The organism is Pseudomonas sp. dw_612, assembly GCF_018449725.1.
In the GTDB taxonomy this organism is placed as follows: Bacteria; Pseudomonadota; Gammaproteobacteria; order Pseudomonadales; family Pseudomonadaceae; genus Aquipseudomonas.
Genome location: NZ_JAAVVC010000005.1, coordinates 21,211 through 47,665, shown reverse-complemented (window position 1 = coordinate 47,665; position 26,455 = coordinate 21,211). Strand labels below are relative to the sequence as shown.

Here is a 26,455-nt window from a genome sequence, read left to right as displayed (position 1 = left end):
TTACCTCGATAGCTGATTGAGTTCTTGGGAGACGAGCGGGGTGCCCGCCAAGGGCAGGCGCAAGGTGAAGCAGGTGCCTTGGCCGAGGGTCGATTGCACTTCCATCTGACCCTTGTGATTGTTGGTGATGATGAAATACGACACCGACAGCCCGAGGCCGGTGCCCTGGCCGATTTCCTTGGTGGTGAAGAACGGCTCGAAAGTGCGTTTGCGCACGTTTTCGCTCATGCCGATGCCGTTGTCCTCGACCTGGATTTCCGCCCACGGTGGGTTGAGTTTGGTGCGCAGGATGATCCGCCCCGGTTCGCGATCGTCTTCGCGCTGATGAATCGCCTGGGCGGCGTTTTTCAACAGATTGAGCAGCACCTGCTCCAATTCGTTGGCCGTGCCCGGCACCGGACCCAACGCCGGGTCGAATTGACGAATGATCGCCTGGCCCTTGAAATCGAAACCGATGGCCAGGTCGAAGTCGTTACCGGCGATTTCCACCGCTTGATCGATCAGCGCCGGCAGGTCGCACGGCGCCATTTGCCGGGTGCTGCGACGGCTGAAGCTGAGCATGTGCGTGACGATCTTCGCCGCCCGCGCGCCGGCCTGCTGGATGCCATCGAGCAATTGCGGCACTTCCCGTGCTTTCAGGTATTGATTGACTGTTTCCAGCTCAATGCCGACGTGTTCGGCCTGCTCCAGGTTTTTCGGCAGGTCCGGGGACAGGCGGCGGCGAATGTTTTGCACGTTATGCAGGATCGCGCCCAGCGGGTTGTTGATTTCGTGGGCCATGCCGGCGGCGAGGCCACCGACCGAGAGCATTTTTTCCGACTGCACCATCATTTCTTCCAGGGACAGGCGCTGGGTGATGTCGTCGATCCGGATCACCACGCCACGCCCGGCGCCGCCCATCAACGGATAGAAGGTCAGGGCGTAATGCTTGGCGTCATCATCCTTGAACCAGGTCACCCGCTCGATCTTGGCCACCGTGTGCTGCTCGACGGTTTGCTTGAGCTGCGGCAGAAACGGCTTGAGTGGCTCGAACGCGAGGAAGATCGGCTGGTTCAGGGCTTCATCCAGACGCGTACCGGACAAGGCGCTGGCCTCCTGATTCCACTGGGTCACGTAGAGTTGCTCATCGAGGGCGATCAGCGCCGAGGGCATGGAGTCGATGATGCTGTTGAGGTAATTCTGGAAACCGGTGAGTTTCTTCTCGATCTTGCTCCGCACCTGGACTTCCAGCTCCAGTTTGCGGTTGGTGTGACGGGTTTCTTCCGCCAGGCCCTGGGCCTGATCGTAAGCCGCCTGGGAATCATCCCGGGCGCGTTTGAGTTGTTGCTCCCGCGCTTCAATGCGCGACAGCATGGTGTTGAACGCCTCGGCGAGGCTGCCGATTTCGTCGTGGTTGCCCCGTGAGGCACGCAGCGCGTAGTTCTCTTCCCGGGTGACTTGTCGGGACAGCTCTTCGAGTTCATGGATCGGTCGGGTGATCAGACGCTTGATCTGCCGGGCAATCACCAGCCACAACAGCACACTGAAGATCAGGATGCCCAGGCTCGCGGTCAGGGTGCCGGTGTAAAACGCCACCGGTAATTCGCTGCTCGCCACCAGCAACAAGTGGCCCGGTTCGGTGCCGGGGCGGGGCAAAGTGATGATCTGATTGCTGCGAAACTCCGTGGCTTGCCACGCTTCGATATGCCGGTAGCGCTCCGGCAGCTTGAGTTTTTCGCCGTGCTGCAACTGCGCCAGGCGCACGCCGTCGCCGTCATACAGCGCCGCTGCGCGCAACGGCGAGTAGCTATTGAGTTCGTTGAGCAGGCGCTCGGCGCTTTGCGGCGACTTCAGCGCCTCGGACACCAGGCTCGGGTTCGACACCAGCCGGCCAATGGTTTGCAGGGCCTGGGGCGCCATGCTTTCCTGGGAAATGTAATACGCGGCGCTGATAAAGGTCAGGTTGGCGACCAGCAGGACGGTGATCAACAGCACCAGCAGGGCGGCCAGCAGTTTCTGGCCGACAGGGAGGTTTTCGAGGCGCTGGCGCAGTGGCATCAGGTTTATCGCTGCAAAGGAACAAGTGGCCAGCGTAGCCGCTGCTCAGTCGCTGGGCAATCCAAGGCTGTGCAGATGGGCGGTCAACCTGGCCTCAAGTTGATTGAGATGTGGCAGGTTCAACTGGTGCCGCGCCGCGACTTTGCAGACATGACCCAATAGATAGCTGATTTCGGTGCGGCGCTGATTGGCCACGTCCTGGTACATCGAGGAGTAATTGGCGGAGGTGGCCTGGATCACGCGTTCGACTTCCTTTTGCAAGTCTTCAGCGGCCGCCGGCTGACCGCAACGCTCCAGCAGTTCGGTCAGTTCGGCGCAGAGGGTGGCCACTTCACAATGGTGTTGCTGTAAGCCGCCGTTGCGACAGTCGTGCAGCACGGTCAGCGGATTAATCGCACAGTTGAGTGCGAGCTTTCGCCACAGGCGGGTGAGGATGTCGGTCGTCCATTCGTGGGGAATTCCGGCGGCTGTCAGGTCCTCCAGCCAGATCGGCGCCACCGGATGGCCTGCATCCCCGAGCCAAGTGTAACCGTGACCGGCGAACACCACGCGCCAGTCGCCATCGCGAAACGCGCCTTCGGTGCTCGACGCGCTGATGCAGCGCGCCTGAGGTACCTGCGCCGCGACCGCATCCTGACTGCCGAGGCCGTTCTGCAACAGAATCAGCTCGGCGCCGGGGGCCAGGCGCGGCGCCAGTCGGGCCACGGCGTGCACGGCGTCGTAGGCTTTGCAGGCCACCAGCAGGCGATTGATCGGCTCGTTGCTGTCGGACGTTTCGCCGGGGATCTCGTAGAGTTTTGCTTCGCCATGCTCCACCAGCGTCAGACCGCCGGCCGCCCGATAGGCCTGCAAGCGTTGCTCATCGCGCACAATCAACCGAACCGGAACGCCGGCCCGCGCCATGCGCGTGGCCCACAAGGTGCCAAGGCTTCCGGCGCCCAGGACATGCCAGGTCATGGACATCAGTTTTTTGCTCGGTTTGAGGCAGGCATGTGAGGCTCGCAGTATCGGTGGGGAAAGACCCGTTATAATGAGCCCGATTTTAACCGCAAGCCAAGCGCGCCACCGTGATCGAGCGCGCCTTTTTATTGGAGAAACTACATGCCGTCGTTCGACGTGGTATCCGAACTGGACAAACACGAAGTCACCAACGCGGTCGAGAACGCCGTCAAGGAACTCGATCGTCGTTATGACCTGAAAGGCAAGGGCACCTTCGAGTTCAAGGAAAAGGACCTGACCGTCAACCTGACCGCTGAAGCCGACTTCCAGCTCGAAGCGATGATCGAGATCCTCAAGCTGGCCCTGGTCAAGCGCAAGATCGACGTGCAGTGCCTTGAGGTCAAGGACGCCTACGCTTCGGGCAAGCTGATGAAGCAGGAAGCCGTCCTCAAGGAAGGCATCGACAAAGAGCTGGCGAAGAAAATCGTCGCTCACGTCAAAGACGCCAAACTCAAGGTCCAGGCCTCCATCCAGGGCGAGCAAGTGCGCATCACCGGCAAAAAACGTGACGATCTACAGGAAGCCATCGCGGCCCTGCGCGCCAAGACGTTCGACATGCCGCTGCAGTTCAACAACTTCCGCGACTAAGCTTCGATGTTTGAACCTGTGGGAGCGGGCTTGCTCGCGAAAGCGATCTATCAGTCAGCACTTATATCGACTGACCCACCGCATTCGCGAGCAAGCCCGCTCCCACACTGGATTGTGCTTAACCCCGGCAGGCGCTTTATGCCGCTTATTTTTCGCGTGCCGGATGGCCGGAAATCAGGAGAAAGTAGATGGATTTGAATGCTGAAGTAGACAATCTGGTCAAGGCGTCTCAAGCCTGGATCCCGATGATCATGGAATACGGCAGCCGCGTGCTGCTGGCAGTGATCACCCTGGGCATCGGCTGGTGGCTGATCAACAAGGTCACGCAAAAGCTCGGCGGCTTGCTGGCGCTGCGTAACGCTGACCTGGCGCTGCAGGGCTTTATCAGCAGCCTGGCGAACATCATTCTCAAGGTTTTGCTGATTGTCAGCGTGGCCTCGATGATTGGTGTGGAAACCACCTCGTTTGTGGCAGCCATCGGTGCCGCCGGCCTGGCCATCGGCCTGGCGTTGCAGGGCAGCCTGGCGAACTTCGCGGGCGGCGTGCTGATTCTGTTGTTCCGTCCGTTCCGTATTGGTGACTGGATCGAAGCCCAGGGCGTTGCCGGTACGGTCGACAGCATCCAGATTTTCCACACCGTGCTGCGTACTGGTGACAACAAGACCATCATTGTCCCGAACGGCAATCTGTCGAACGGCATCATCACCAACACTAACCGTCAGCCAACCCGCAAAGTCGTGTTCGATGTCGGCGTGGACTACGAAGCGGACTTGCAGAAGGCCCGTGAAGTGTTGCTGGAACTGGCCAAAGATGAACGCATCCTGGCAGAACCTGCACCACAAGCCGTTATTTCGACCTTGGGCGACAGTTCGATTACTGTTTCCCTGCGAGTGTGGGTCAAGACCGCGGATTACTGGGATGTGATGTTCATGTTCAATGAACAATCCCGTGATCGTTTGAAAACGGCCGGCATCGATATTCCGTTCCCGCAGCGAGTTATTCGTGTGGTGCAGGAAGCGTCGGCGAATTGATATGAGTTTTGCTAATGCCTGACTTAACGGTGAGGCATTATTGAGTAGCAAGCTATCAATTAAGTGTGAAGCAGCAGTCAATAAAAAAGGCCCATCCGAAGATGGGCCTTTTATGCTTACTAACTAACCAACTGTGATTACAAGATCGACAGTGGATAGTCAACGATCAGACGGAACTCTTTAACGTCGCCTTCACCCTCGTCGGCATTGGCGGTGTGCCATGCTTGACGAACACGGAACGAAAGATCCTTGGCTGGACCATTCTGAACTACGTATTTGACTTCCAGGTTGGTTTCGTGATGTTTGCCATCTTCACCGTACAGTGGAGCGCCAGTGCTGGTGCGGTATTGGCTGTTTGCAGCCAGACCGGTGCCATCAATATCCCAGCCTTTAACGTAACGGGTCATGAAGCTCAGACCAGGAACGCCGTACTCAGCCATTTTCAGATCGTAACGGATCTGGGCAGACTTCTCGCCAGGGGCGTTGAAGTCAGAGTACTGGATGGAGTTGGCGAGGAAGATCGAGTCGCCGCCACGGTTGTTCGTGCCCACACCGATGTAGTCGAATGGTGTGTCGCCGTTAACCTTCTGGAAGGCCAGGGTGATGGTGTGCGCTTTCAGGAAAGAGAGAGCGGTTGCCAGGGAGAACGCGGTGTTGCTGATGTCGCCCGCCAGCTTGTCGCCGGTGTCGGTGGTGCGATAGATGTTGAAGTCAGTGTTCAACGACGTATCACCACTGAACGGGGTGGTGAGGTTCACGTTCGCGTAGTACTGATTCCAGATGTCTTCCAGCTGGGCACCGTACAGCGACGCGGACAGGTTGTCGGTGATGGAATATTTGCCGCCGATATAGTCGATGGATTTGGCTTCGACGCCGGAGTACGTTGCAAACAGGCCGCCATCACGAGCGTTGCGGTCCTGGCTGGTGGACGAGGTGAAGTGGCCGCCTTCGAGGTCAAGGTCTTTAACTTCGCTGCTCTGCAGTTGGAAACCGCTGGCAGTTTGTGGAAGGATCCGGGAACCACCAACAGCGAACACTGGAGCAGTGCTTGGCTGCATGTCGCCGATTTTCAGCTCGGTTTTGGAGATGCGGAATTTGACCGCTGCACCTGCTTTGCCCTGGCTGTCGTTAACGTGACCATCAGCATCGCGGCTCATGTTGCCGGTGCCGCCGGTGCCGTCGCCGCCGTCCAGTTTGATGGCCAGGTAACCGAATGCATCAACGCCGACGCCTACGGTGCCTTGGGTGTAACCGGAGCTGAAGTTGCCCCAGATACCTTGGGTCCAGTCTTTCTGGTCGTTGCCGCCGTTCTTGTTGTCACGATTGAAGTAATAGTTGCGAACCAGCAAGTTCAACTTGGCGTCGTCAACAAAACCCTTGGCTTCAGCCTGGTCACTTACGAAAGGTGCGGCCGTAGCCAATTGAGTACTGGCTGCTGCTGCAACTGCCAGTGCGATCATGCTCCACTTCATCACGCGCATCGTGATTTGCTCCTTTGGTTTTAGAAGAGTACTGCCGTCCCACCTGTTTTATTATCTGGGCGGCTCTTTCTTTTTGTGTCGGCGCAAACTTATATCACGCCGACAATGTTGGCGATACTTGCGCATCTAACCTTTCAGCTTCTTTACGACCCTGTCGCAAATGGCTGGGTAGATGTCGCAAATTCACTGCCCCGACGCAAGCGGATTGACAACTTTAGCGTTGTGTTCCAAACCTGGAACATCGGTAAAAAGAGTCCCTGGTGAAACGTTTGAATCTCCATTGGGCAACCCTGCCGCTGTTTTTATTTGCCTGAGAGCTTCCACTTCCAGCGGAGGCTTTGCAGACGATATCTGTGTGGATGCAACAAGCGTGCTCAAATCAGAATTCTGTCACTGTTTTTTTCTGACGGCGCGTTCGTTGCTGTAAAAACCTCATAAAACCGGGGGGTTCAAGCGCGTTTTGTTTGCACTTGACGCCATCCATTGCATGGTGTTGCGCCATCGTGACAACGGCGAGACCACAAAAAACGTTACCGGTTCACCCTCAAAGTGAGTAATCGGCGGATGCCCGACGCTCTCAGCGTAGACGTGGTGTGCGGTTTTGGTGCAAAAAATTTTAATCGCTGTGCTGAATTCATACAGTGCGGCCATGGATGGCAGTGGAACAGATGAGTGTTTATGGGTCACTTCGGCGCTTTTCGTCACAGCGTCGGTTCTGTAATGGTGCGCTCCGGCAGAAAATGTCTCATGTCGGGGCGCATGTTCCGCGCGACTGAATCGACCGGGCGGGCTCTGACCAAGGTTCGTCGTGAAGCTCGGGGCATTCGCAGGTATGCTGCCGTCCTGTGGCTTGGCGCGCAGCCTCCGTTGAGGGGCGCTAAGCTGAAAATGATGAAACAGGCCGGAGTGCGCACAGTGTTCGCTTTAGATCCACGACTTCAACAAGACACGTTACCGATCGGGGATTTCCCGCTCTGCCGGTTGCTCTTGTCCAACGATTCGAACTACCCCTGGTTCATCCTGGTGCCGCGACGCGAGGATATCAGCGAGTTGTTTCAATTAAGTGTCGCTGATCAACAGCAGCTGTGGCAGGAAACCACCGCGCTGGCGGAGATGCTCAAAGACTCTTTCGACGCCGACAAGTTGAATGTCGCGGCCCTGGGTAACGTTGTCAGTCAGTTACATATGCATGTGATTGTGCGCAAGCGCGAGGACGCTGCCTGGCCAGCCCCGGTCTGGGGCAAACACCCGGCCAAACCCTACAGTGCCGAGCAGGTCGCGGTGATTCGCGAACGGCTGCGACTGGTCCTGACCGATCAATTCACGTTTCTGGAGGGCTGAGCCATGAGCCTGGAAGAGCGCGTCAACGATCTGGAAAGCCAACTGGCGTTCCAGGACGACACCATTCAGTCATTGAACGATATCCTGGTGACGCAACAGCGGGTGGTCGAACGTCTGCAATTGCAAATGGCAGCACTGCTGCGGCGCCAGGAAGAGATGGCCGGCCAGTTCGAGTCTTCCGAAGAAGAGGCGCCTCCGCCGCACTATTGATGGAGTCGACTAAAAGTCGAGGCCAAAAAAAACCGCGATCAGCCAGGCTGCTCGCGGTTTTTTATCGCTTGGGATCAGCGACGGGGCAATGCGGCAATCACATCTTCGGCTTGCAGGCCTTTGTCGCGATTCATCACGGAGAACTCCACGCGCTGGCCTTCGACCAGGACGCGGTGACCTTCGCCACGAATGGCCCGGAAGTGCACGAAAATATCATCGCCGGAATCCCGGGAGATAAAGCCGAAGCCTTTGGACGTGTTGAACCACTTGACGGTGCCGGTATCGCGGTTGCTCATGTCATAGCTTGGCGAGGAGGCGGCCGGTGAAGATTTGTAGAAGCTGATGGCCAGGTGCAGGAACACGGCGACCAGGGTAACAACGAGGCTGAACAGAACCGCAGGTTGACCGGCGATAACCGGCATCGGTGCGATCAGGGTCAGGGTTTGCAGCACGACAGCCAGGACCAGCAGGGCGCTGACCAGGTTTTGCAGTTGGTGACGAGGACCTTTGTTCCAGTAAGGGATAACCGGAGCGAGGGTCAGGTTGAGCAGGCCGAAAAAGGCCAGGTAAAGCGCATCGGGTTGTTGCAGGTAAGGTACCGCTTCGGATCGCAGGCTAGGGATGAAGGACAGCAGCAAAGCCGCTGCGCCCATTAGCAGGTGGACGATTTTCAACATTTTGATTGACTCACGTTAAGACGGATCACAAGGAAGAGCTGATTGAGCACGGTCCGCTTCAGAACAATAAGAGGCGGTGGACACGTACCCGCTATCAGCCTATGCGCTGCGCCCCGAAAAATAGGGGCGTAGCGACACACTGCCTATTTAACAGCAAAGCCCGCGGCTACTCAAATCAGGGAGTCCGGCGGTGCCCCGGGGGCGATTTGTCGCAGGCTGGCAGTCCATCCCGGGCTGCAGGGTGTGGATAGCCTTGCTACAGTGGTCCTGCACTTGTCGGATGAATTTCATTAGGGGATAAGCATGGCAATCGATATCGGTATCAGTGAAGAGGACCGCAAGTCCATCGTCGACGGGCTGTCGCGTCTGTTGTCGGACACTTATGTGCTGTATTTGAAAACCCATAATTTCCACTGGAATGTCACGGGCCCCATGTTTCGGACCCTGCACTTGATGTTCGAGGAGCAATACAACGAGCTGGCCCTGGCGGTCGATTCGATTGCCGAGCGAATCCGTGCCTTGGGCTTCCCGGCGCCGGGTGCCTATTCGGTGTATGCCCGTCTTTCTTCTATTAAGGAAGAAGAGGGCGTGCCCAGCGCCGAAGACATGATCAAACAGTTAGTCGACGGGCAGGAAGCGGTGACCCGGACGGCGCGCGGGATCTTCCCGTTGCTGGACAAGGTCAGCGACGAGCCCACGGCGGACTTGCTGACCCAGCGCATGCAGGTTCATGAAAAAACCGCGTGGATGTTGCGCTCGCTCCTGGATCAGTAACCGTGCTGGTGCGCGAATGACGCCGGGGGTGTTATTTCGCGCGCAGCTTTTTCCTGCAGCCAAACACCCTTTCTGCTGAAGAAAATATCCCGGGTTTCGTAGGAAACGGTCCGGCGTAGGACCATGTCCATGATCCTCACTCTGTTGTTGGCTTATCCTACGTTGATGGTCATAAAGTCATCTGGATATAACTTTGCGCCTGCGTTTTTATAAGAAGCACGAGATGGCTCTTATTAGAAGGCAAGGCTGACAAAGGAGTGTCAACGCTATGGGTTATGGAGAAAGTCGGGATGAATGGAGGCTCGGCGCGCAGCAGGCTGTAAAGATTGATCCGTTCGTCAGTGAATTCGATATGGGACTGGCCAAGCCTTTATCCCGATCGGTACGCCTGAACGGTTTTGCGACGTGCCTGCGGCTTGAGCAGGTCTACTGGGAAATCCTCGGCGAAATGGCCACGCTCAATAACTGCTCGGTCAGTGCGCTGTTGTCCCACGTGGATCGCGAAGTGCATTTGCGTCACGGCGGTGTGAAAAATTTCACCGGGCTGGTGCGTGTCGTCTGTGTTGTGCACAGCCTGAAGTAACACTGGACTCAGCCGTTTCGGCCCGGAACGGGTGGTATGTCAGTCTGTGCAGTCTTACGGCTGCACAGGCTGCATTTAATGGATATAATCCCGCTCTTTGCCGCAAAACCCAGCGTAAGCGGTAGCAATCTGATCGCCGAGACAACCCCCATGCCGATGTACGACTATCAATGTGCTTCCTGTGGTCATCAGTTGGAAGCCATTCAAAAGATCAGCGCAGCACCGCTGGTCGACTGCCCTGCGTGCCAGGCGCCAGAGCTCAAGAAGATGCTGTCCATGCCGGGTTTCCGCCTCAGCGGCACCGGCTGGTATGAAACCGACTTCAAGACCGGTTCCAAGAAGAATCTGGCCGGCGGCGACAAAGCTGACTAAGGTCTGGAACCTGAGTTGAACGACACGCGCGAGCTCTTGCATCATCCGCAAGGCCTCCAACCGAATTTCGATTACGAGAAGTGAAACCACTACCATGATGCGCAGCCATTATTGCGGCCAACTGAACGAAGCCCTGGAAGGCCAGGAAATTACCCTTTGCGGATGGGTTCACCGTCGCCGTGACCACGGTGGGGTGATTTTCCTCGATATCCGTGATCGTGATGGTCTGGCCCAGGTGGTGTTCGATCCGGATCGCGCTGAAACCTTCGCCGTCGCCGACCGCGTGCGCAGCGAATACGTGGTCAAGGTCACCGGCAAGGTTCGCCTGCGTCCGGCCGGTGCCACCAACGCCAACATGGCGTCGGGCATGATCGAAGTGCTGGGCTACGAGCTGGAAGTGCTGAACGAATCGGAAACCCCGCCGTTCCCGCTGAACGAGTTCTCTGACGTCGGCGAAGAAACCCGCCTGCGCTATCGTTTCCTCGACCTGCGTCGCCCGGAAATGCTCGAGAAGCTGCGTCTGCGTTCGCGCATGACCACCAGCATCCGTCGCTTCCTGGACGAGAACGGCTTCCTCGACGTCGAGACGCCGATCCTGACCCGCGCCACGCCAGAAGGCGCTCGCGACTACCTGGTGCCGAGCCGTACTCACGCCGGTAGCTTCTTCGCCTTGCCGCAATCGCCACAGCTGTTCAAGCAACTGCTGATGGTTGCCGGCTTCGACCGTTACTACCAGATCGCCAAGTGCTTCCGCGACGAAGACCTGCGCGCTGACCGTCAGCCGGAATTCACCCAGATCGACATCGAGACCAGCTTCCTCGATGAAAAAGAGATCATGGCCATCACCGAAAAAATGATCCGCAACCTGTTCAAGGAAGTGCTGGATCTGGAATTCGGCGACTTCCCGCACATGACCTTCGAAGAGGCCATGCGTCGTTACGGTTCCGACAAACCAGACCTGCGTAACCCGCTGGAACTGGTTGACGTTGCCGACCAACTGAAAGAAGTCGATTTCAAGGTGTTCAGCGGCCCGGCCAACGACCCGAAATGCCGTATTGCCGCTCTGCGCGTTCCGGGCGGGGCGAGCATGCCGCGCAAGCAAATCGACGACTACACCAAGTTCGTCGGCATCTACGGTGCCAAGGGCCTGGCGTACATCAAGGTCAACGAGCGCGCGAAAGGCGTCGAAGGCCTGCAGTCGCCAATCGTCAAGAACATCCCTGAAGCCAACCTCAATGTGATCCTCGATCGCGTTGGCGCGGTTGACGGCGACATCGTGTTCTTCGGTGCCGACAAGGCCAAGATCGTCAGCGAAGCCCTGGGCGCGCTGCGGATCAAGGTCGGCAACGACCTGGACCTGCTGACCTGCAAGTGGGCGCCGATGTGGGTCGTCGACTTCCCGATGTTCGAAGAGAACGACGACGGCAGCTTCACGGCCTTGCACCACCCGTTCACCGCGCCGAAGTGCACCCCGGAAGAGCTGGAAGCCAACCCGGCGATCGCTCTGTCCCGTGCCTACGACATGGTCCTGAACGGCACCGAGCTGGGTGGCGGTTCGATCCGTATCCACCGCAAGGAAATGCAGCAGACCGTGTTCCGCCTGTTGGGCATCAATGAAGCGGAACAGGAAGAGAAATTCGGCTTCCTGCTCGACGCCCTGAAATACGGCGCGCCGCCCCACGGTGGCCTGGCCTTCGGTCTGGACCGTCTGGTGATGTTGATGACCGGCGCCCAGTCGATCCGTGAAGTGATCGCGTTCCCGAAAACCCAGAGCGCGGCTGACGTCATGACTCAGGCACCGGGTGCTGTAGATGCCAAGGCCTTGCGCGAATTGCACATTCGTCTGCGCGAAACGCCGAAAGCTGAGTAAGGCTGACCCCTGAAGGCGCATCCTCATGGGATGCGCCTTTTTTACAGGTCGAGATTTTTTGCTTGCTGGCCGGCGCACATTGCGCGGCGGGCAATGTTTCAAAGAGAATTCGGAGCGAGATATGGCGGGTCATTCCAAGTGGGCGAACATCAAGCACCGCAAAGAACGTCAGGATGCCAAGAAGGGCAAGATTTTCACCAAGTGGATTCGTGAACTGACCGTTGCGGCCCGACAGGGCGGCGGTGATCCGGGTTCCAACCCGCGTCTGCGCCTGGCGCTGGACAAGGCCCTTGGCGCGAACATGAGTCGCGACATCATTGATCGCGCGGTGGCTCGCGGTGCCGGCGCTGCCGATACCGACGACATGGTCGAACTCACCTACGAAGGCTACGGCCCGGGCGGTGTGGCGGTGATGGTCGAGTGCATGACCGACAACCGTAACCGCACCGCAGCCGCAGTTCGCCACGCGTTCAGCAAATGCGGCGGCAACCTGGGAACCGACGGTTCGGTGGCCTATCTGTTCGAGCGCAAGGGGCAGATTTCCTTCGCGCCGGGCGTCGATGAAGATGCGCTGATGGAAGCGGCCATGGAAGCCGACGCCGATGATGTGGTCACCCACGAAGACGGTTCGATCGACGTGTTTACCTCGTTCGCCGGGTTCTACTCGGTGCGTAACGCCCTGGAAGCTGCCGGTTTCAAAGGCGATGACGCGGAAATCGTGATGCTGCCGACCACCAGTGCCGAACTGGACCTGGAAGGCGCGGAAAAGGTTCTGAAGCTGATCGACATGCTGGAAGACCTGGATGACGTGCAGAACGTCTACTCCAACGCGGATATTCCGGAGTCGGTTGCCGCGCAGCTCGGCTAAGGGCGACTAAGATCCCTTGTGGGAGCGGGCTTGCTCGCGAACGCGGATTTTCAGGCAACATAGTTGCTGAATGTAAAACCGTATTCGCGAGCAAGCCCGCTCCCACATTGGTTATTAGCTTCATTGAATACACTGCTCATCCTTGACCGCAGGCGTTATGACTTTAATCCTTGGTATCGACCCCGGTTCGCGCATCACCGGTTATGGCGTGGTACGCGATACCGGGCGTGGCTGCGTCTATGTGGCTTCGGGCTGTATTCGCACCGGGTCCGGCGAGTTGCACGAGCGCCTGCAAATCGTCTATCGCGGGGTGCGGGAAGTCATCCAGACCTACGGTCCGACGACCATGGGCATCGAAAAGGTCTTCATGGCGCGCAATGCCGACTCCGCGCTGAAACTGGGCCAGGCCCGGGGCGCAGCCATCGTTGCCGGCGCCGAAGAAAGCCTGGAAATCGCCGAATACACCGCGACTCAAGTCAAGCAAGCCGTCACCGGCACCGGTGCGGCGAATAAAGAGCAGGTGCAAATGATGGTCATGCATATGCTCAAGTTGACCAGCAAGCCGCAAATCGATGCCTCGGATGCCCTGGCCATTGCGATTTGCCATGCTCATACCCGTTCCAGCTTGCTGCCCCATGGCCTGGGGACGGCACGCAGTCGTGGCGGGCGTCTGCGTCTCTGATAGCATCAGCAATCATTTTTACGGGATGAGGGTTTTGCGCCTGGGTTGTCGGCGCAAAACCCTTGCTCTGTCAGTCGCTGGCCTCAGGCTGGCCAACGCTCAAGGATTCGAAACGTGATTGGACGCTTGCGCGGCACCCTGGCTGAGAAACAGCCGCCGCACCTGATTCTGGATGTAAACGGCCTGGGGTATGAGCTGGAAGTGCCCATGACGACGCTGTATCGCTTGCCGTCGGTCGGTGAACCGCTGACCTTGCACACCCATTTAGTCGTACGCGAAGACGCGCAGTTACTCTATGGCTTCTACGGCAAGCGTGAGCGAGACTTTTTTCGCGAGTTGATCCGTCTCAATGGTGTCGGGCCGAAATTGGCCCTGGCCTTGATGTCGAGCCTGGAAGTCGATGAGCTGGTGCGTTGCGTGCAGTCCCAGGACACCTCGGCGCTGACCAAGGTGCCGGGCGTGGGCAAGAAGACCGCCGAGCGTTTGCTGGTGGAGCTCAAGGACCGCTTCAAGGCCTGGGAAACCGTGCCGGCGATGTTCGCTTTGGTGCCGAACCAGCCGGGTGGTCCGGATGCCCCGGCGCCGGTGGCCACCGCCGAAAATGACGCGGTCAGCGCGCTGATTTCCCTGGGCTACAAACCGCAGGAGGCCAGCAAGGCGATTTCCGCGATCAAGGAGAAAGGTTTGAGCAGTGAAGACATGATTCGTCGTGCCCTGAAGGGAATGATTTAAGTGATTGAAGCTGATCGTCTGATTGCCGCCACGCCTGGCCCCCGCGACCGCGAGGAAGTCCAGGACCGGGCGATTCGTCCCCTCAGCCTGGCCGAGTACATTGGCCAGCCGACCGTTCGCGAGCAAATGGAGTTGTTCATCCAGGCCGCCCGTGGTCGCAGCGAATCCTTGGACCACACGCTGATCTTCGGTCCGCCGGGCCTGGGTAAAACCACGCTCGCCAACATCATCGCCCAGGAAATGGGCGTGTCGATCAAAAGCACCTCGGGCCCGGTCCTTGAACGCCCGGGTGACCTGGCAGCGCTGTTGACCAACCTTGAACCTCACGACGTGCTGTTCATCGACGAAATCCATCGGCTGTCGCCGATCGTCGAAGAAGTGCTGTACCCGGCCATGGAGGATTTTCAGCTCGACATCATGATCGGCGAAGGCCCGGCCGCACGCTCGATCAAGCTGGATCTGCCGCCGTTCACCCTGGTGGGTGCGACTACCCGTGCCGGTATGCTTACCAACCCGTTGCGCGACCGGTTCGGGATTGTCCAGCGTCTGGAGTTCTACAGCACCGCTGATCTGGCGACGATTGTCAGCCGTTCGGCGAGCATTCTCGGTTTGCCGCTGGATCCGGAGGGCGCCTTTGAAATCGCTCGTCGTGCCCGTGGCACTCCGCGAATCGCCAACCGTTTGCTGCGCCGGGTGCGGGATTTTGCCGAAGTGCGCGCCAAGGGCCATATCACCAAACCGATCGCCGACCTGGCCCTGAACCTGCTGGATGTCGACGAACGCGGCTTCGATCATCAGGACCGGCGTCTGCTGTTGACCATGATCGAGAAGTTCGACGGCGGCCCGGTGGGCGTAGACAGCCTGGCGGCGGCCATCAGCGAAGAGCGCCATACCATTGAAGACGTGCTGGAACCGTACCTGATCCAGCAGGGCTATATCATGCGGACCCCGCGGGGGCGGGTGGTGACCCGGCACGCGTATCTGCATTTCGGTTTAAACATTCCGTCACGATTGGGTGACATGCCCGTGGTAGACGAATTTCTCGATGCAGTGGACGATTAATTAACGTTTGCGGGCTGATCGATTGGGGGTTTGTGTGGTCCTAGTGGCTCACATGACGAATCTTTCACTAGAAAGCCGCAGAACAATGAAAAACAGTTGCCTCGCCGGATTGGCAACCTGAGGAGTAAGCACTAGAGTATGCGCGCGCAAAACGGGCTTGAGCCGTTCGCACATCGTTGTCGCGTTTATTACGAGGACACCGACGCGGGCGGCATCGTGTATTACGTTAATTACCTCAAGTTTATGGAACGGGCTCGAACCGAGCGGCTCCGGGAACTGGGCTTTGCCCAATCCCAGCTGGCAGGGGAGGACCTGTTGTTCGTCGTGCATTCCAGCGAAGCGCGTTACCACGCGCCGGCGCGACTGGACGACGAGCTGCTGGTAAGCGCTGAAGTAATCGAATTGAACCGTGTCAGCCTGCGCTTTAAACAGCAGGTCAGGCGGGCTACGGATAATGCGCTGCTCTGCGAAGGGCAGTTTTTGGTGGCCTGTGTGCGCACTAACAGTTTGAAACCCCGGGCCATTCCCGAAGCTCTACGTGCGGCCTTTGCCGACGTGAGCGGCGCGGGTACACACTCAAAGCAGGAGATACAGCGTGGAAGCTAACGTCGTCGACCATTCCTCCATGTGGAGCCTGGTCAGCAATGCCAGCGTCGTGGTGCAGTTGGTAATGCTGATTCTGGTAGCCGCATCGGTGACCTCATGGATCATGATCTTTCAGCGCAGCAACTTGCTGCGTGCCGGTCGACGTGCCCTGGAGAGCTTTGAAGAGCGCTTCTGGTCGGGTATCGACCTGTCCAAACTCTACCGTCAGGCCGGCAGCAACCCTGACCCGGATTCGGGCGTCGAGCAGATCTTCCGTGCCGGTTTCAAGGAATTCTCCCGTCTGCGCCAGCAGCCAGGCGTTGACCCGGAAGCGGTCATGGAAGGCGTGGCCCGTGCCATGCGCGTGGCGATCTCCCGTGAAGAAGAAAAGCTCGAGCAGAGCTTGCCGTTCCTCGCCACCGTCGGTTCCGTCAGCCCGTACATCGGTCTGTTCGGTACGGTCTGGGGCATCATGAACTCCTTCCGTGGCCTGGCAACTGCCCAGCAAGCGACCCTGGCCACCGTGGCCCCGGGTATTGCCGAAGCACTGGTGGCCACCGCCATCGGCCTGTTCGCTGCTATCCCGGCCGTTATCGCTTACAACCGTTTTGCTGCCCGCAGCGAAACCCTGCTGAGCCGTTACTACACCTTCGCCGACGAATTCCAGGCGATCCTGCACCGCAAAGTGCACACCAGCGAAGAATAAGCAGGTAATTTCCAATGGCTTTAATCGCTCGAGCTCGCAAAAAGCGCAAGCCGGTCGCCGAGATGAACGTAGTGCCTTACATCGACGTGATGCTGGTACTGCTGGTCATCTTCATGGTGACCGCGCCGATGCTCAATCAGGGCGTGAAAGTTGATCTGCCCAAGGTTTCCAGCGAAGCCTTGCCGCAGGACAACAACACTCAGGTCCTGACCATTTCGATCAAGTCTGACAAGACCTACTACTGGAACCTTGGCAGCGAAGTCGACACCGAGAAGCAGCAGGACAAGGCCATGACCTTGCCGCAGATGACCAGCGCCGTGACCAAAATCATCAGCGCCGGCAACGATAACGGCAAGCGCACCCAGGTCTTCATCCGTGGCGACAAAACCGTCGACTACGGTTCGGTCATGGGCGCCATGGGCGGGTTGCAGAAGGCCGGAGTCGGTAACGTTGGCTTGATTACCGAGGCGCCCTGATGCAGCAACAACGAGAGCCAACAGCCTCGGAAAGCTACTTCTGGCCTAGTATCTGGGCGATTGGCTTGCACGTGCTGGTTTTCGGCATGCTGTTTGTCAGTTTCGCCATGACGCCTGAGTTGCCGCCGGCCAAGCCGATTGTCCAGGCGACCCTGTACCAGCTGAAATCGAAAAGTCGGGCGACCACCCAGACCAATCAGAAGATTGCGGGTGAAGCGGTGAAGTCTGCTGCGCGCCAGACCGAAGTCGAACAGATGGAACAGAAAAAGGTCGAGCAGGAAGCGGTGAAGGCTGCGGAACAAAAGAAAGAAGAAGCGGCTCAAAAAGCCGAGGAAGCCAAGAAGGCCGACGAGTCCAAGAAGTCTGAGGAAGCGAAAAAGGCTGATGAAGCCAAGAAAGCCGACGAAGCCAAGAAGACCGCCGAAGCCAAAAAGGCCGAAGAGAAACAATTGGCTGATATAGCCAAGAAGAAATCTGAAGAAGAAGCCAAGAAGGCTGCTGAAGAAGAGGCCAAGAAAGCGGCCGCTGAAGAAGCGAAGAAAAAGATCGTCGAAGACGCGAAGAAGAAAGCCGCGGACGACGCCAAGAAAAAAGCTGAAGCTGAAGAGGCGAAGAAGAAAGTCGCCGATGAAGCGAAGAAGAAAGCTGCTGCCGATGCTGCGAAGAAGAAATCGCAGGATGCGGCACGTAAATCTACCGAAGACAAAAAGGCCCAGGCCTTGGCAGATTTGCTTTCCGACACGCCGCAGCGTCAGCAGGCGTTGGCCGATGAGCAGGGTGACGAAGTCGCCGGCAGTTTCGATGATTTGATTCGTGCTCGTGCAGCGGAAGGCTGGGCTCGTCCACCTTCGGCACGCAAAGGCATGACGGTCGTGTTGCAAATCGGCATGTTGCCGGACGGTACGGTGACTTCGGTCAGCGTGATCAAGTCCAGTGGCGATGGTCCGTTTGACGCTTCGACTGTAGCGGCGGTCAAGAATATTGGACGTTTGACAGAAATGCAGGGAATGAAGCCGAGCGATTTCGCTCCGTATCGTTCATTCAAGATGACATTCACACCTGAGGATCTAGCCTTGTGAGAAACCTTCTTCGAGGAATGCTTGTCGTTATCTGCTGCCTGGCAGGGATGGCGGTAGCAGATGAAAAAAACATTCTGGTCACCAGCGGCAGTGATCGGGCCACCCCGATCGCGGTAGTGCCGTTCGGCTTCCAGGGCGGCACCGTCCTGCCGGACGACATGGCCGAAATCATTGGTAACGATTTGCGCAACTCGGGCTACTACTCGCCGATTCCAAAGCAGCAAATGATCAGCCAGCCGAGCCAGGCCAGCGAAATCATTTTCCGTGACTGGAAGGCGATCAGCGCCCAGTACATCATGGTCGGCAGCATTGTTCCGGCGGGCGGTCGCCTGCAGGTCCAGTACGCACTGTTCAACGTTGCTACCGAGCAGCAAGTGCTGACCGGCAGCGTGTCGGGCAGCGTCGATCAATTGCGCGACATGGCGCACTACATCGCTGACCAGTCGTTCGAAAAGCTCACCGGTATTAAAGGTGCGTTTTCGACTCGCCTGTTGTACGTGACCGCCGAACGCTTCTCCGAGAAGAACACGCGCTACACGCTGCAACGTTCGGACTATGACGGTGCCCGCGCCGTGACCCTGTTGCAATCGCGCGAGCCAATCCTGTCGCCGCGTTTCGCACCGGATGGCAAACGCATCGCTTATGTCTCGTTCGAGCAGAAGCGTCCGCGCATCTTCATGCAGAACATCGACACCGGTCGCCGTGAGCAGATCACCAACTTCGAAGGCCTGAATGGCGCGCCAGCCTGGTCGCCGGATGGCAATCGCCTGGCGTTCGTACTGTCGAAGGACGGCAACCCGGACATCTATGTGATGAACCTGGGTTCGCGTCAGATCTCACGTGTCACCAACGGTCCCGGCATCAACACCGAACCGTTCTGGGGTAAGGATGGTTCGACCATCTACTTCACCTCCGACCGTGGCGGCAAGCCACAAATCTACAAAACCAGCGTCGGTGGTGGCGGTGCGGAGCGTGTGACCTTTATCGGTAACTACAACGCAAACCCGAAACTTTCGGCCGATGAAAAGACCCTGGTGATGATTCACCGCCAGGACGGCTTCACTAATTTCAAGGTGGCAGCCCAGGATTTGCAGCGCGGAAGCGTAAAAATCCTCACTGATAGCACTCTGGACGAGTCGCCTACTGTTGCGCCCAACGGCACCATGGTAATCTACGCCACCCGCCAGCAGGGCCGGGGAGTCTTGATGCTCGTGTCCATTAATGGACGCGTAAGGCTCCCGCTTCCTACCGCACAAGGCGAAGTCAGAGAACCTTCCTGGTCCCCTTACCTGAACTGACGCGGCGCTACACGTTTTACTTAACACACTGGGGTTCATTAGGAGTTTCACGATGGAAATGCTGAAGTTTGGTAAATTTGCTGCGCTGGCTCTGGCCATGGCTGTAGCTGTAGGTTGCTCGTCCAAAGGCGGCGACAATGCCGGTGAAGGCGCTGTTGATCCAAACGCTGGTTACGGCGCTAACACTGGTGCAGTTGACGGCTCCCTGAGCGAAGAAGCTGCTCTGCGCGCAATCACCACTTTCTACTTCGAATACGATAGCTCGGACCTGAAGCCAGAAGCCATGCGCGCTCTGGATGTTCACGCTAAAGACCTGAAAGCAAACGGCGCTCGCGTTGTTCTGGAAGGCAACACCGACGAACGTGGTACTCGTGAGTACAACATGGCACTGGGCGAGCGTCGTGCGAAAGCCGTTCAGCGCTACCTGGTACTGCAAGGTGTTTCCCCAGCTCAGCTGGAACTGGTTTCCTACGGCGAAGAGCGTCCAGTTGCTACCGGCAACGACGAGCAGTCCTGGGCTCAAAACCGTCGCGTCGAACTGCGTAAGTAATTCGTCATGCGAACGTGCCGTCGTGCTGTAACTGTTCTGGCTCTCAGTCTCGCACCGCTTGCGGTGTGGGCTGCGGTTCCTGTGGTCGATGACAACTCCGGTTATAACAATAGCGGGAGCAGTTATCCGCCTGCGGGTTACGGTACGAACGGCGCCTATGCCGGGGGAGGGGTTTCGGCCCCTGTCTCGGCACAGGGCGAGCTGTTCAACCAACTGCAATCCATGCAGGAGCAGATCTCACGCCAACAAGGTGTGATCGAAGTTCTGCAAAATGATGTAGCGCGCATGAAGCAAGAAAACCTGGAGCGATACCAGGATCTTGATCGGCGCATAGGAACCGGCGTTGCACCAGCCGCCACTCCTGATAATTCTTCCACCGGTGGCACGTTGAATGCCCCCGGTGCAGCAGCCGCTGCTGGCGCAGGTGCAGGAGCGGCTGCCGCTCAAGCCCCGGCCGCCAGCAGTGAACCGGGTGATCCGGCGAAGGAAAAACTGTATTACGATGCAGCCTTCGATCTGATAAAAGCCAAGGATTTCGACAAGGCCAGTCAGGCTTTCGCCGCTTTCCTGCGCAAATACCCGAACAGCCAATACGCGGGCAATGCCCAGTACTGGTTGGGCGAAGTGAACTTGGCCAAGGGCGATCTGCAAGGTGCAGGTCAGGCGTTTGCCAAGGTTTCGCAGCTGTACCCCAAGCACGCCAAAGTGCCTGACTCGCTGTACAAGCTCGCTGATGTAGAGCGCCGACTGGGTCATACCGACAAGGTCAAAGGCATTCTGCAACAGGTGGTGGCCCAATATCCGGGTACTTCCGCCGCTCAGTTGGCTCAACGCGATCTGCAACGCATGTAAGCCTGCTTGACCCTAATTGAAGAAACCCGCGCTTGTCGCGGGTTTTTTCGTTAGAATTCACGCCCTTTTTCTGAAACACGCTTTTTGGGATTCGCGCGTTGGCGGGGTTCCTTGAAGAGCCTGACGGAGGCGGACAGCCTGTTTAGCTGTTACGCCCGTGGCGACTATGCAAGACACATTGAGAATTACCGAAGTTTTCTACTCGTTGCAGGGGGAAACGCGGACTGCCGGGCTGCCCACTGTTTTCGTGCGCCTGACCGGTTGCCCATTGCGTTGCCAATACTGCGACAGCGCTTACGCGTTCACTGGCGGCACCATTCGCCCCCTCGACGATATCCTTGAGCAAGTGGCCGGTTTCCGCCCGCGTTACGTTTGTGTCACCGGCGGTGAGCCGTTGGCGCAACCGAATGCCATCCCATTGCTCAAGCAGTTGTGCGACGCCGGTTACGAAGTGTCACTGGAAACCAGTGGTGCGCTCGACATCTCGGCGGTAGATTCCCGGGTCAGTCGCGTCGTCGACCTGAAAACCCCAGGTTCGAAAGAAGCGCACCGCAACCGCTACGAGAACATCGAACTGCTGACCCGCAACGACCAGGTGAAGTTTGTCATCTGCTCCCGGGAAGACTACGACTGGGCTGTGTCCAAACTGATTCAGTACGGTCTTGATCGACGTGCCGGCGAAGTGCTGTTCTCCCCAAGCCACCATGACCTGAATGCGCGGGATCTGGCGGACTGGGTGGTGGCGGACAACTTGCCAGTGCGTCTGCAATTGCAGCTGCATAAATATCTTTGGAATGACGAGCCGGGGCGCTGATATGACTGAACAACTGAACACGACCGAAAAACGTGCGGTGATCCTGCTGTCCGGCGGCCTGGACTCGGCGACGGTCGTGGCCATGGCTCGCGCTGAAGGCTACGCCTGCTACACCATGAGCTTCGACTACGGTCAGCGTTCCCACGCTGAATTGCACGCCGCCGCGCGTGTCGCCCGCGACCTGGGTGTGGTCGAGCACAAAGTGATCGGCCTGAACCTGAATGGCATGGGCGGCTCGGCACTGACCGACACCAGCATCGATATTCCGGAAACGCCAGGTGAAGGCATTCCGGTAACTTACGTGCCGGCGCGCAACACCGTATTCCTGTCCCTGGCCTTGGGTTGGGCCGAAGTGCTTGGCGCTCGCGACATCTTTATCGGTGTGAACGCGGTGGACTACTCCGGTTACCCGGACTGCCGTCCCGAGTTCATCGAGTCCTTCGAGCGCATGGCCAATCTGGCGACCAAGGCCGGTGTCGAGGGCAACGGTTTCCGTATCCAGGCCCCGCTGCAAAACCTGAGCAAGGCACAGATCGTCGAGGCGGGCGTGAAGCTGGGCGTCGATTACGGGCTGACGGTTTCGTGCTATCAGGCCGACGATAAAGGCTATGCCTGCGGTAAATGCGACAGCTGCCGCCTGCGTGCAGAAGGCTTCGCAGCCGCCGGAATCAGTGACCCAACCCCTTATTTTTGATTTACTTCAAATTAAGTGTTGAATAGTCCTTAAAAATCAGTATTATACGCGCCACCACACAGCGGGTCGTTAGCTCAGTTGGTAGAGCAGTTGGCTTTTAACCAATTGGTCGTAGGTTCGAATCCCACACGACCCACCATTTTTGTAGCAGTTTTAAAAGTCTGGAAGGCCCACGCAAGTGAGGATTTCCGGATTTTTTTTTGCCTGCCGTTTAGTGGGCGCGTGGGGATGGAGGGTGTGTAGCACGGTAAACCTGGCTCATCCTGGATGTTTAGAGTCTCCTTGCTATCCACTTGCACCTGCTGGGTAAAAACGTGTGCTGTTCGTCTCCATGACACGCTCTCCTGATCCTGTTGAAGGTGATCTGAACGCAAGAGCGATTCGCTTGTGTTTGAATAATATTTTTTTATGGGGGCGCGCTACGTCGAGACACGCAGCCCTCCCGCTGCGCGTCGAGTCTCAGAGTTATTGCCTTAGCGCTGAAGATGTCCCTCCATGATCACCGCCAGTGCCGTCGCGCTTTCGCGGTTCTCGGTTCTCAAACCATCGATGGCTCCTTGGCGGTCCGCCAGGGATGCGTATTGGCTCATCTTCCATTTGCCCTCGATACGTTCAACCGGAATCTCGAACCCGACCACGTTCTTCGCCATGCTGTGGATATGGTCATCCGGCGCCTCGTTCATGCTCCAGGGACAGGCCCGTGAGGACTCCTGCTGCCTTGTCTGGTAAGCGAGCAGTTCGATGATCCTTTCCGTCTCCTCGAAGAAGCGGATCGGGCCATGGACATGCACGGCCTGGTAGTTCCACGTGGGTACCGTTCGCCCGGACTCGCTCGTGCCGGGATACCAGCGTGGTGAGACATACGCGTTCGGTCCCACGAACATGGCCAGGGCCCGATTGTCCGGCGCGTTGGGCAGGAACTGCGGGTTGTTGCGTGACAGGTGCCCCAGCAGGCGCAGCGAGCCGTCTTCCTGTTCGTCGAGCAGCATCGGGACATGGCTGACCTCAAGGTCACCCTCGCGAAAGGTCACCAGAGTGCCGAGTCCGATCAGCCGTACAGCTTCGCGCAGTACGGAAAGGTCCTTTTCTTCAAAAAGCGGCGGAAGGTACATAAACACGTCCCTTTAACGGTAGAAGGGTTTGTCGTCGTAGACACCGATGCGGTAGCTCACGCTCTTTTCGCCCTTGGCCAGCTCGGAAGACCGGTGCACGGTGACCCGGTTGTCCCAGATCAGCAGGTCGCCTTCTTCCCACAGATGCTTGTAGAGGTGCTCGGGTTTCTCGATAAAGCTGATCAAGGCATTCAGTCCGGCAGCGCTTTCCTCGCTGGAAAGGTCCGCCAGCGCCACGGTGAAGCCGCTGCTGATGTACAGCGCCCGTTTGCCAGTCACCGGGTGGGTGATCACTGCGGGGTGGCGCACGGCTGGCGCCAGCTTGCCTTTCTCCTCGAGGATATCGATGAGGGCCCGATCGATATCCTCCTCCTGGATTTTGTAGCGCCATTTACCCTCGTGAATGGCATCGCGGCCGTCCACCAGTTCACGCAACTCGTGAGGCAAGGCCTCGTAGACGGCCACCATGTCGATGTATTCCGTGGCGCGGCCGCCGGCACAGATTTGTGGCAGCAAGGTGGTCAGGGGCAGGGGAGTGCCCAGGAACTGACAGTCGGTGTGCCAGTATCGACCCGTGCCGGATACCCCGACTTTCTTGCCATTTTCGGGCACGTTGGACGAGACGAAAATTTCCGGAAAATCGGGATGATGGTAGTTGGCTTGGGGGTAAACCTGAGGGGTCCCCAGCAGACGTGAAAAGGTTACGTAACCTTGTCTGTCCAATTTCTGATGCTTGACGACCACTAACTTGTGCTCGTACACGAGTTCAAGCAGTTGCTTGATGTCGTTCGGCTGCAAGGTCAGGACGTCGACATGACTGATTGCGGCACCCATGGTGCTGTTCGGTGTTACCGAGAATTCCATGACTACTCCTTTGCATCGTCCTATGCGTAATGAGGGACGTGGTGGTTAGAGGTGCTCAATCGGCTTGGATGTCGCTGGCTTTGAGCGGTTGACGGAAGGAGGCGAGAATCGAGCGTTTCCCGGAGAAAGGCTTGCGCCCGTGGGAGGCCAGCATGTTGTCGATGTACAGCACATCGCCCTTTTGCCAGGAAACGTCATATTCCTGTTCCTCGTAAGCGGCGAGGATGTGCATAACCACCGTAAAAGGGATCTCGCCGCCGTCGCCGTATTGCGCGTCCTGCCAAAGATCGTTGGCGGTTTGTGGCTCGGGGGCGCCGGGGTAGACGCGGCGCATGATGTCCAGCCAATAGGCGGGGTGCCATAGGGCCAGGGTGTTGAAGAACACGCTGTCGCCGGTTTCGGGGTGTTTGCGGATGGCCGGGCCATACTGACGCAGTTGCAGTGCGTCATCGCCGAGCCATTGGGTTTCGATATTGTTTTTCTTGCAGAAGGCGTCTATCTGCTCGCGGTCGGTGGTGCCGAAGGTTTCCTGAATGGTTTTGTAGGGAACCCGTTTCGAGTAGTTCCTGACATAACGGATACCCCGTGTCAGGAACTCGTCGCGTATTTCAGTCGGTAAACAGTCGAACATCCGCCGGGCGTCGCAGACGGTTGTCGCTCCACCCGACTCCGGTGCCTCTTCACAGAAGAACAGCACCCGCATTGGCCAGATTGATCCGTAGGACATTTCGTTGTGGGAGGCGAGTCCGACCGCTGGCGGCAGGTCGGTGGAGGTGAATACGTCATCCTCGACCAGGTGGCGAGGCCCTATGCCTCCGGTGTAGTCGATCGCTTCGGGTTCGAGGATTTTCCCCATGGCGCCAAAGCGCTGCTTGTTCAGGTCCAGGCCACGGATCTGCACCGCGCCGTGACGCAGCAGGATGGCCCGCAGTGCATCGCGGTGTTGGCGCGTCCACTCATCGAAGGGCACGCCGGCCTCGGCATGTACCAGCAGGAAAGGATGTTGAGTAGACAGGCGTTCGGCCGTCAAACCTTCAGGCAAAGCGATATCCAGGGTCGTCATTGGTTTTCCCTTTTATACAGTGGGTGTGATTAATGGCTGGGGATGGCGAAAACCACGTCGCCGTAGGCACTGTCGTAACCGTGTCCGAAACCGAAATCGGCCTGGCAGAGCGTCAGGCCCATCTTCATCGATAGGCCTTTCCAGCGAATACGCCCCGGAAAGGCCCGTGCATCCAGCGATTTACGGAAGCGCGAAGACAAGGAAATGATGAACATCTTGGCCAGTTGTTTTTCCTTGAACTCTTCGAGGTCGAATGTGCCGAGCTTTTCCCAAAAAGGATGGGTAAAACGCTGGGCGACAAACTCCGCAAATAGTAAGTAAGACATTTGATTCAGGCAGATATTGGCCTCGACGGCATTGAAGTGTCCTGTCGATTCAATATAGAACGACCTGGGTATTGAAAACTCCGCGTTGAGTACGATATCGGGGACTTCGGAAGAAATGACTTTTTGTGCCGATTTGAGGTAACGGCATTCGGGTGTGTAAGGGTTCAAGGCCAGGTGCATCGAACTTTCCGAGACCCGGGTTCTTACACTCGTTCTGGTTTCACTCGCTGTGCTCATACGGGGCTCCATCAGTAAAAGGTTTCACAACTTTCGCCACGTCAAGGCCGCGTTAACGTACTCTCCATCAATCAATAGGGGTTCCGCAGTTTGTAAGGTCAGCAGATTGCCTTTAAAGGTGACATGACGGGATTGGTATGTGCCTATCCAGTTAGGGTTTGAACTGTGTTCAACATGGTGGGTGACCAGGGAGTTATAAAAGTCGAGTGTATAAGCCCCCGCGTAGGCCATAAAACCTGTCAAGGCGGGGGCGGCGAGGTTTTCTTTCGACGGGCCGTTATCCTGCAGCTGATGATCTCGTCGCATGATTTGCACACTCATGTGAGTGTCGCTATAAACGATAAGACCTTGAGCATCGTGCCCGAAAGGAAATTTGATCTGAGTGGAACCCGGAGCATTGACGCTATATTCAACCAATTGCCAGGCGCCGAATAAGTTAAGGTAATCACGGTTTCTATTCATGTGTTCAATATCCGGTTCAATAACATGACG

General features: G+C 57.6%; 30 protein-coding genes and 1 tRNA gene. 22 read left to right on the top strand and 9 right to left on the bottom strand.

What is annotated here, in order from left to right; all coding sequences use genetic code 11:
• The gene (locus HB680_RS09735; RefSeq protein WP_213938277.1) at positions 1–2,037 is read right to left on the bottom strand and encodes an ATP-binding protein; all 2,037 of its coding nucleotides are present in this window, start codon (positions 2,035–2,037) and stop codon (positions 1–3) included.
• A gap of 45 nt (positions 2,038–2,082) precedes the next feature.
• Entirely contained in the window at positions 2,083–3,000 is a 918-nt protein-coding gene (locus HB680_RS09730) for a putative 2-dehydropantoate 2-reductase (protein ID WP_213938276.1), read from the bottom strand.
• A gap of 138 nt (positions 3,001–3,138) precedes the next feature.
• Here HB680_RS09730 and HB680_RS09725 point away from each other — a divergent pair, with 138 nt between their 5' ends.
• Together HB680_RS09725 and HB680_RS09720 are read left to right on the top strand one after the other, a co-directional pair.
• Complete coding sequence (locus HB680_RS09725) at positions 3,139–3,624, top strand: YajQ family cyclic di-GMP-binding protein (protein ID WP_028621905.1); 486 nt, start codon at positions 3,139–3,141, stop codon at positions 3,622–3,624.
• A gap of 188 nt (positions 3,625–3,812) precedes the next feature.
• Entirely contained in the window at positions 3,813–4,655 is an 843-nt protein-coding gene (locus HB680_RS09720; RefSeq protein WP_213938275.1) for a mechanosensitive ion channel family protein, read from the top strand.
• Between the two features lie 137 nt (positions 4,656–4,792).
• Here HB680_RS09720 and HB680_RS09715 read toward each other — a convergent pair whose 3' ends face one another.
• On the bottom strand, positions 4,793–6,136 hold the full coding sequence (locus tag HB680_RS09715; RefSeq protein ID WP_213938274.1) for an OprD family porin: 1,344 nt from the start codon (positions 6,134–6,136) through the stop codon (positions 4,793–4,795).
• 915 nt (positions 6,137–7,051) lie between these two features.
• Here HB680_RS09715 and HB680_RS09710 point away from each other — a divergent pair.
• Both HB680_RS09710 and HB680_RS09705 read left to right on the top strand, forming a co-directional pair.
• Positions 7,052–7,477 (top strand): HIT domain-containing protein, encoded by a 426-nt coding sequence (locus HB680_RS09710; RefSeq protein ID WP_213938600.1) that lies wholly within the window; start codon positions 7,052–7,054, stop codon positions 7,475–7,477.
• A 3-nt stretch (positions 7,478–7,480) separates the two neighbouring features.
• Positions 7,481–7,687 carry a SlyX family protein gene (locus tag HB680_RS09705; protein ID WP_054045009.1) on the top strand — a complete coding sequence of 69 codons (207 nt, stop codon included), beginning with the start codon at positions 7,481–7,483 and terminating at the stop codon, positions 7,685–7,687.
• Between the two features lie 74 nt (positions 7,688–7,761).
• Here the strand turns inward: HB680_RS09705 and HB680_RS33030 are convergent, their stop codons facing one another.
• Positions 7,762–8,364: a cold-shock protein gene (locus HB680_RS33030; RefSeq protein ID WP_213938273.1), complete on the bottom strand. Its 603-nt coding sequence runs from the start codon at positions 8,362–8,364 to the stop codon at positions 7,762–7,764.
• 303 nt (positions 8,365–8,667) lie between these two features.
• Between HB680_RS33030 and HB680_RS09695 the strand changes: the two genes are divergently transcribed.
• From HB680_RS09695 to HB680_RS09610, 18 genes are all read left to right on the top strand, one after another.
• Positions 8,668–9,138 (top strand): Dps family protein, encoded by a 471-nt coding sequence (locus HB680_RS09695; RefSeq protein ID WP_054045005.1) that lies wholly within the window; start codon positions 8,668–8,670, stop codon positions 9,136–9,138.
• A gap of 268 nt (positions 9,139–9,406) precedes the next feature.
• Positions 9,407–9,721 (top strand): ribbon-helix-helix domain-containing protein, encoded by a 315-nt coding sequence (locus tag HB680_RS09690; RefSeq protein ID WP_213938272.1) that lies wholly within the window; start codon positions 9,407–9,409, stop codon positions 9,719–9,721.
• Positions 9,722–9,871: 150 nt separating this feature from the next.
• On the top strand, positions 9,872–10,093 hold the full coding sequence (locus HB680_RS09685; RefSeq protein ID WP_010457489.1) for a zinc ribbon domain-containing protein: 222 nt from the start codon (positions 9,872–9,874) through the stop codon (positions 10,091–10,093).
• A 94-nt stretch (positions 10,094–10,187) separates the two neighbouring features.
• Complete coding sequence (gene aspS / locus HB680_RS09680; protein ID WP_213938271.1) at positions 10,188–11,963, top strand: aspartate--tRNA ligase; 1,776 nt, start codon at positions 10,188–10,190, stop codon at positions 11,961–11,963.
• A gap of 121 nt (positions 11,964–12,084) precedes the next feature.
• Positions 12,085–12,831, top strand: a complete 747-nt coding sequence (locus HB680_RS09675; protein ID WP_008072427.1) for a YebC/PmpR family DNA-binding transcriptional regulator — start codon at positions 12,085–12,087, stop codon at positions 12,829–12,831.
• 157 nt (positions 12,832–12,988) lie between these two features.
• On the top strand, positions 12,989–13,513 hold the full coding sequence (ruvC, locus tag HB680_RS09670) for a crossover junction endodeoxyribonuclease RuvC (RefSeq protein ID WP_054044997.1): 525 nt from the start codon (positions 12,989–12,991) through the stop codon (positions 13,511–13,513).
• 114 nt (positions 13,514–13,627) lie between these two features.
• Complete coding sequence (ruvA, locus tag HB680_RS09665) at positions 13,628–14,245, top strand: Holliday junction branch migration protein RuvA (RefSeq protein WP_090187430.1); 618 nt, start codon at positions 13,628–13,630, stop codon at positions 14,243–14,245.
• Positions 14,246–15,307 carry a Holliday junction branch migration DNA helicase RuvB gene (gene ruvB / locus HB680_RS09660; RefSeq protein ID WP_123508532.1) on the top strand — a complete coding sequence of 354 codons (1,062 nt, stop codon included), beginning with the start codon at positions 14,246–14,248 and terminating at the stop codon, positions 15,305–15,307. It begins immediately after the preceding gene.
• A gap of 138 nt (positions 15,308–15,445) precedes the next feature.
• Positions 15,446–15,913 carry a tol-pal system-associated acyl-CoA thioesterase gene (ybgC, locus tag HB680_RS09655; RefSeq protein WP_213938270.1) on the top strand — a complete coding sequence of 156 codons (468 nt, stop codon included), beginning with the start codon at positions 15,446–15,448 and terminating at the stop codon, positions 15,911–15,913.
• Complete coding sequence (gene tolQ, locus HB680_RS09650) at positions 15,903–16,598, top strand: protein TolQ (protein ID WP_054044990.1); 696 nt, start codon at positions 15,903–15,905, stop codon at positions 16,596–16,598. The genes ybgC and tolQ overlap by 11 nt, the downstream gene beginning before the upstream one ends.
• 23 nt (positions 16,599–16,621) lie before the next feature.
• The gene (tolR, locus tag HB680_RS09645; RefSeq protein ID WP_163914819.1) at positions 16,622–17,074 is read left to right on the top strand and encodes a protein TolR; all 453 of its coding nucleotides are present in this window, start codon (positions 16,622–16,624) and stop codon (positions 17,072–17,074) included.
• Complete coding sequence (gene tolA, locus HB680_RS09640; RefSeq protein ID WP_213938269.1) at positions 17,074–18,153, top strand: cell envelope integrity protein TolA; 1,080 nt, start codon at positions 17,074–17,076, stop codon at positions 18,151–18,153. The genes tolR and tolA overlap by 1 nt, the downstream gene beginning before the upstream one ends.
• Positions 18,154–18,170: 17 nt before the next feature.
• A complete protein-coding gene (tolB, locus tag HB680_RS09635; protein ID WP_177331416.1) occupies positions 18,171–19,451 on the top strand; it encodes a Tol-Pal system beta propeller repeat protein TolB in 1,281 nt (426 codons plus the stop codon).
• Between the two features lie 52 nt (positions 19,452–19,503).
• Positions 19,504–20,001: a peptidoglycan-associated lipoprotein Pal gene (pal, locus tag HB680_RS09630; RefSeq protein ID WP_003178634.1), complete on the top strand. Its 498-nt coding sequence runs from the start codon at positions 19,504–19,506 to the stop codon at positions 19,999–20,001.
• 6 nt (positions 20,002–20,007) lie between these two features.
• Positions 20,008–20,853, top strand: a complete 846-nt coding sequence (gene ybgF / locus HB680_RS09625) for a tol-pal system protein YbgF (RefSeq protein WP_213938268.1) — start codon at positions 20,008–20,010, stop codon at positions 20,851–20,853.
• A 166-nt stretch (positions 20,854–21,019) separates the two neighbouring features.
• Complete coding sequence (gene queE / locus HB680_RS09620; RefSeq protein ID WP_213938267.1) at positions 21,020–21,667, top strand: 7-carboxy-7-deazaguanine synthase QueE; 648 nt, start codon at positions 21,020–21,022, stop codon at positions 21,665–21,667.
• A gap of 1 nt (position 21,668) precedes the next feature.
• Positions 21,669–22,361, top strand: coding sequence for a 7-cyano-7-deazaguanine synthase QueC (gene queC, locus HB680_RS09615; protein ID WP_213938266.1), 693 nt, complete (start codon positions 21,669–21,671; stop codon positions 22,359–22,361).
• 63 nt (positions 22,362–22,424) lie between these two features.
• A tRNA-Lys gene (locus HB680_RS09610) sits at positions 22,425–22,500 on the top strand.
• Positions 22,501–22,834: 334 nt separating this feature from the next.
• On the opposite strand, the gene HB680_RS09605 is transcribed toward HB680_RS09610, so the two are convergent.
• From HB680_RS09605 to HB680_RS09585, 5 genes are all read right to left on the bottom strand, one after another.
• Positions 22,835–23,473, bottom strand: a complete 639-nt coding sequence (locus tag HB680_RS09605; protein ID WP_213938265.1) for an FMN-binding negative transcriptional regulator — start codon at positions 23,471–23,473, stop codon at positions 22,835–22,837.
• Positions 23,474–23,485: 12 nt separating this feature from the next.
• The gene (locus HB680_RS09600; RefSeq protein WP_256735494.1) at positions 23,486–24,337 is read right to left on the bottom strand and encodes a TauD/TfdA family dioxygenase; all 852 of its coding nucleotides are present in this window, start codon (positions 24,335–24,337) and stop codon (positions 23,486–23,488) included.
• A 55-nt stretch (positions 24,338–24,392) separates the two neighbouring features.
• Positions 24,393–25,400, bottom strand: coding sequence for a TauD/TfdA family dioxygenase (locus HB680_RS09595; RefSeq protein ID WP_213938264.1), 1,008 nt, complete (start codon positions 25,398–25,400; stop codon positions 24,393–24,395).
• A gap of 29 nt (positions 25,401–25,429) precedes the next feature.
• Positions 25,430–25,906, bottom strand: a complete 477-nt coding sequence (locus HB680_RS09590; protein WP_213938263.1) for an FcoT family thioesterase — start codon at positions 25,904–25,906, stop codon at positions 25,430–25,432.
• Positions 25,907–25,987: 81 nt separating this feature from the next.
• Positions 25,988–26,425 carry a lipocalin-like domain-containing protein gene (locus HB680_RS09585; RefSeq protein ID WP_213938262.1) on the bottom strand — a complete coding sequence of 146 codons (438 nt, stop codon included), beginning with the start codon at positions 26,423–26,425 and terminating at the stop codon, positions 25,988–25,990.
• Between the last annotated feature and the right edge of the window lie 30 nt (positions 26,426–26,455).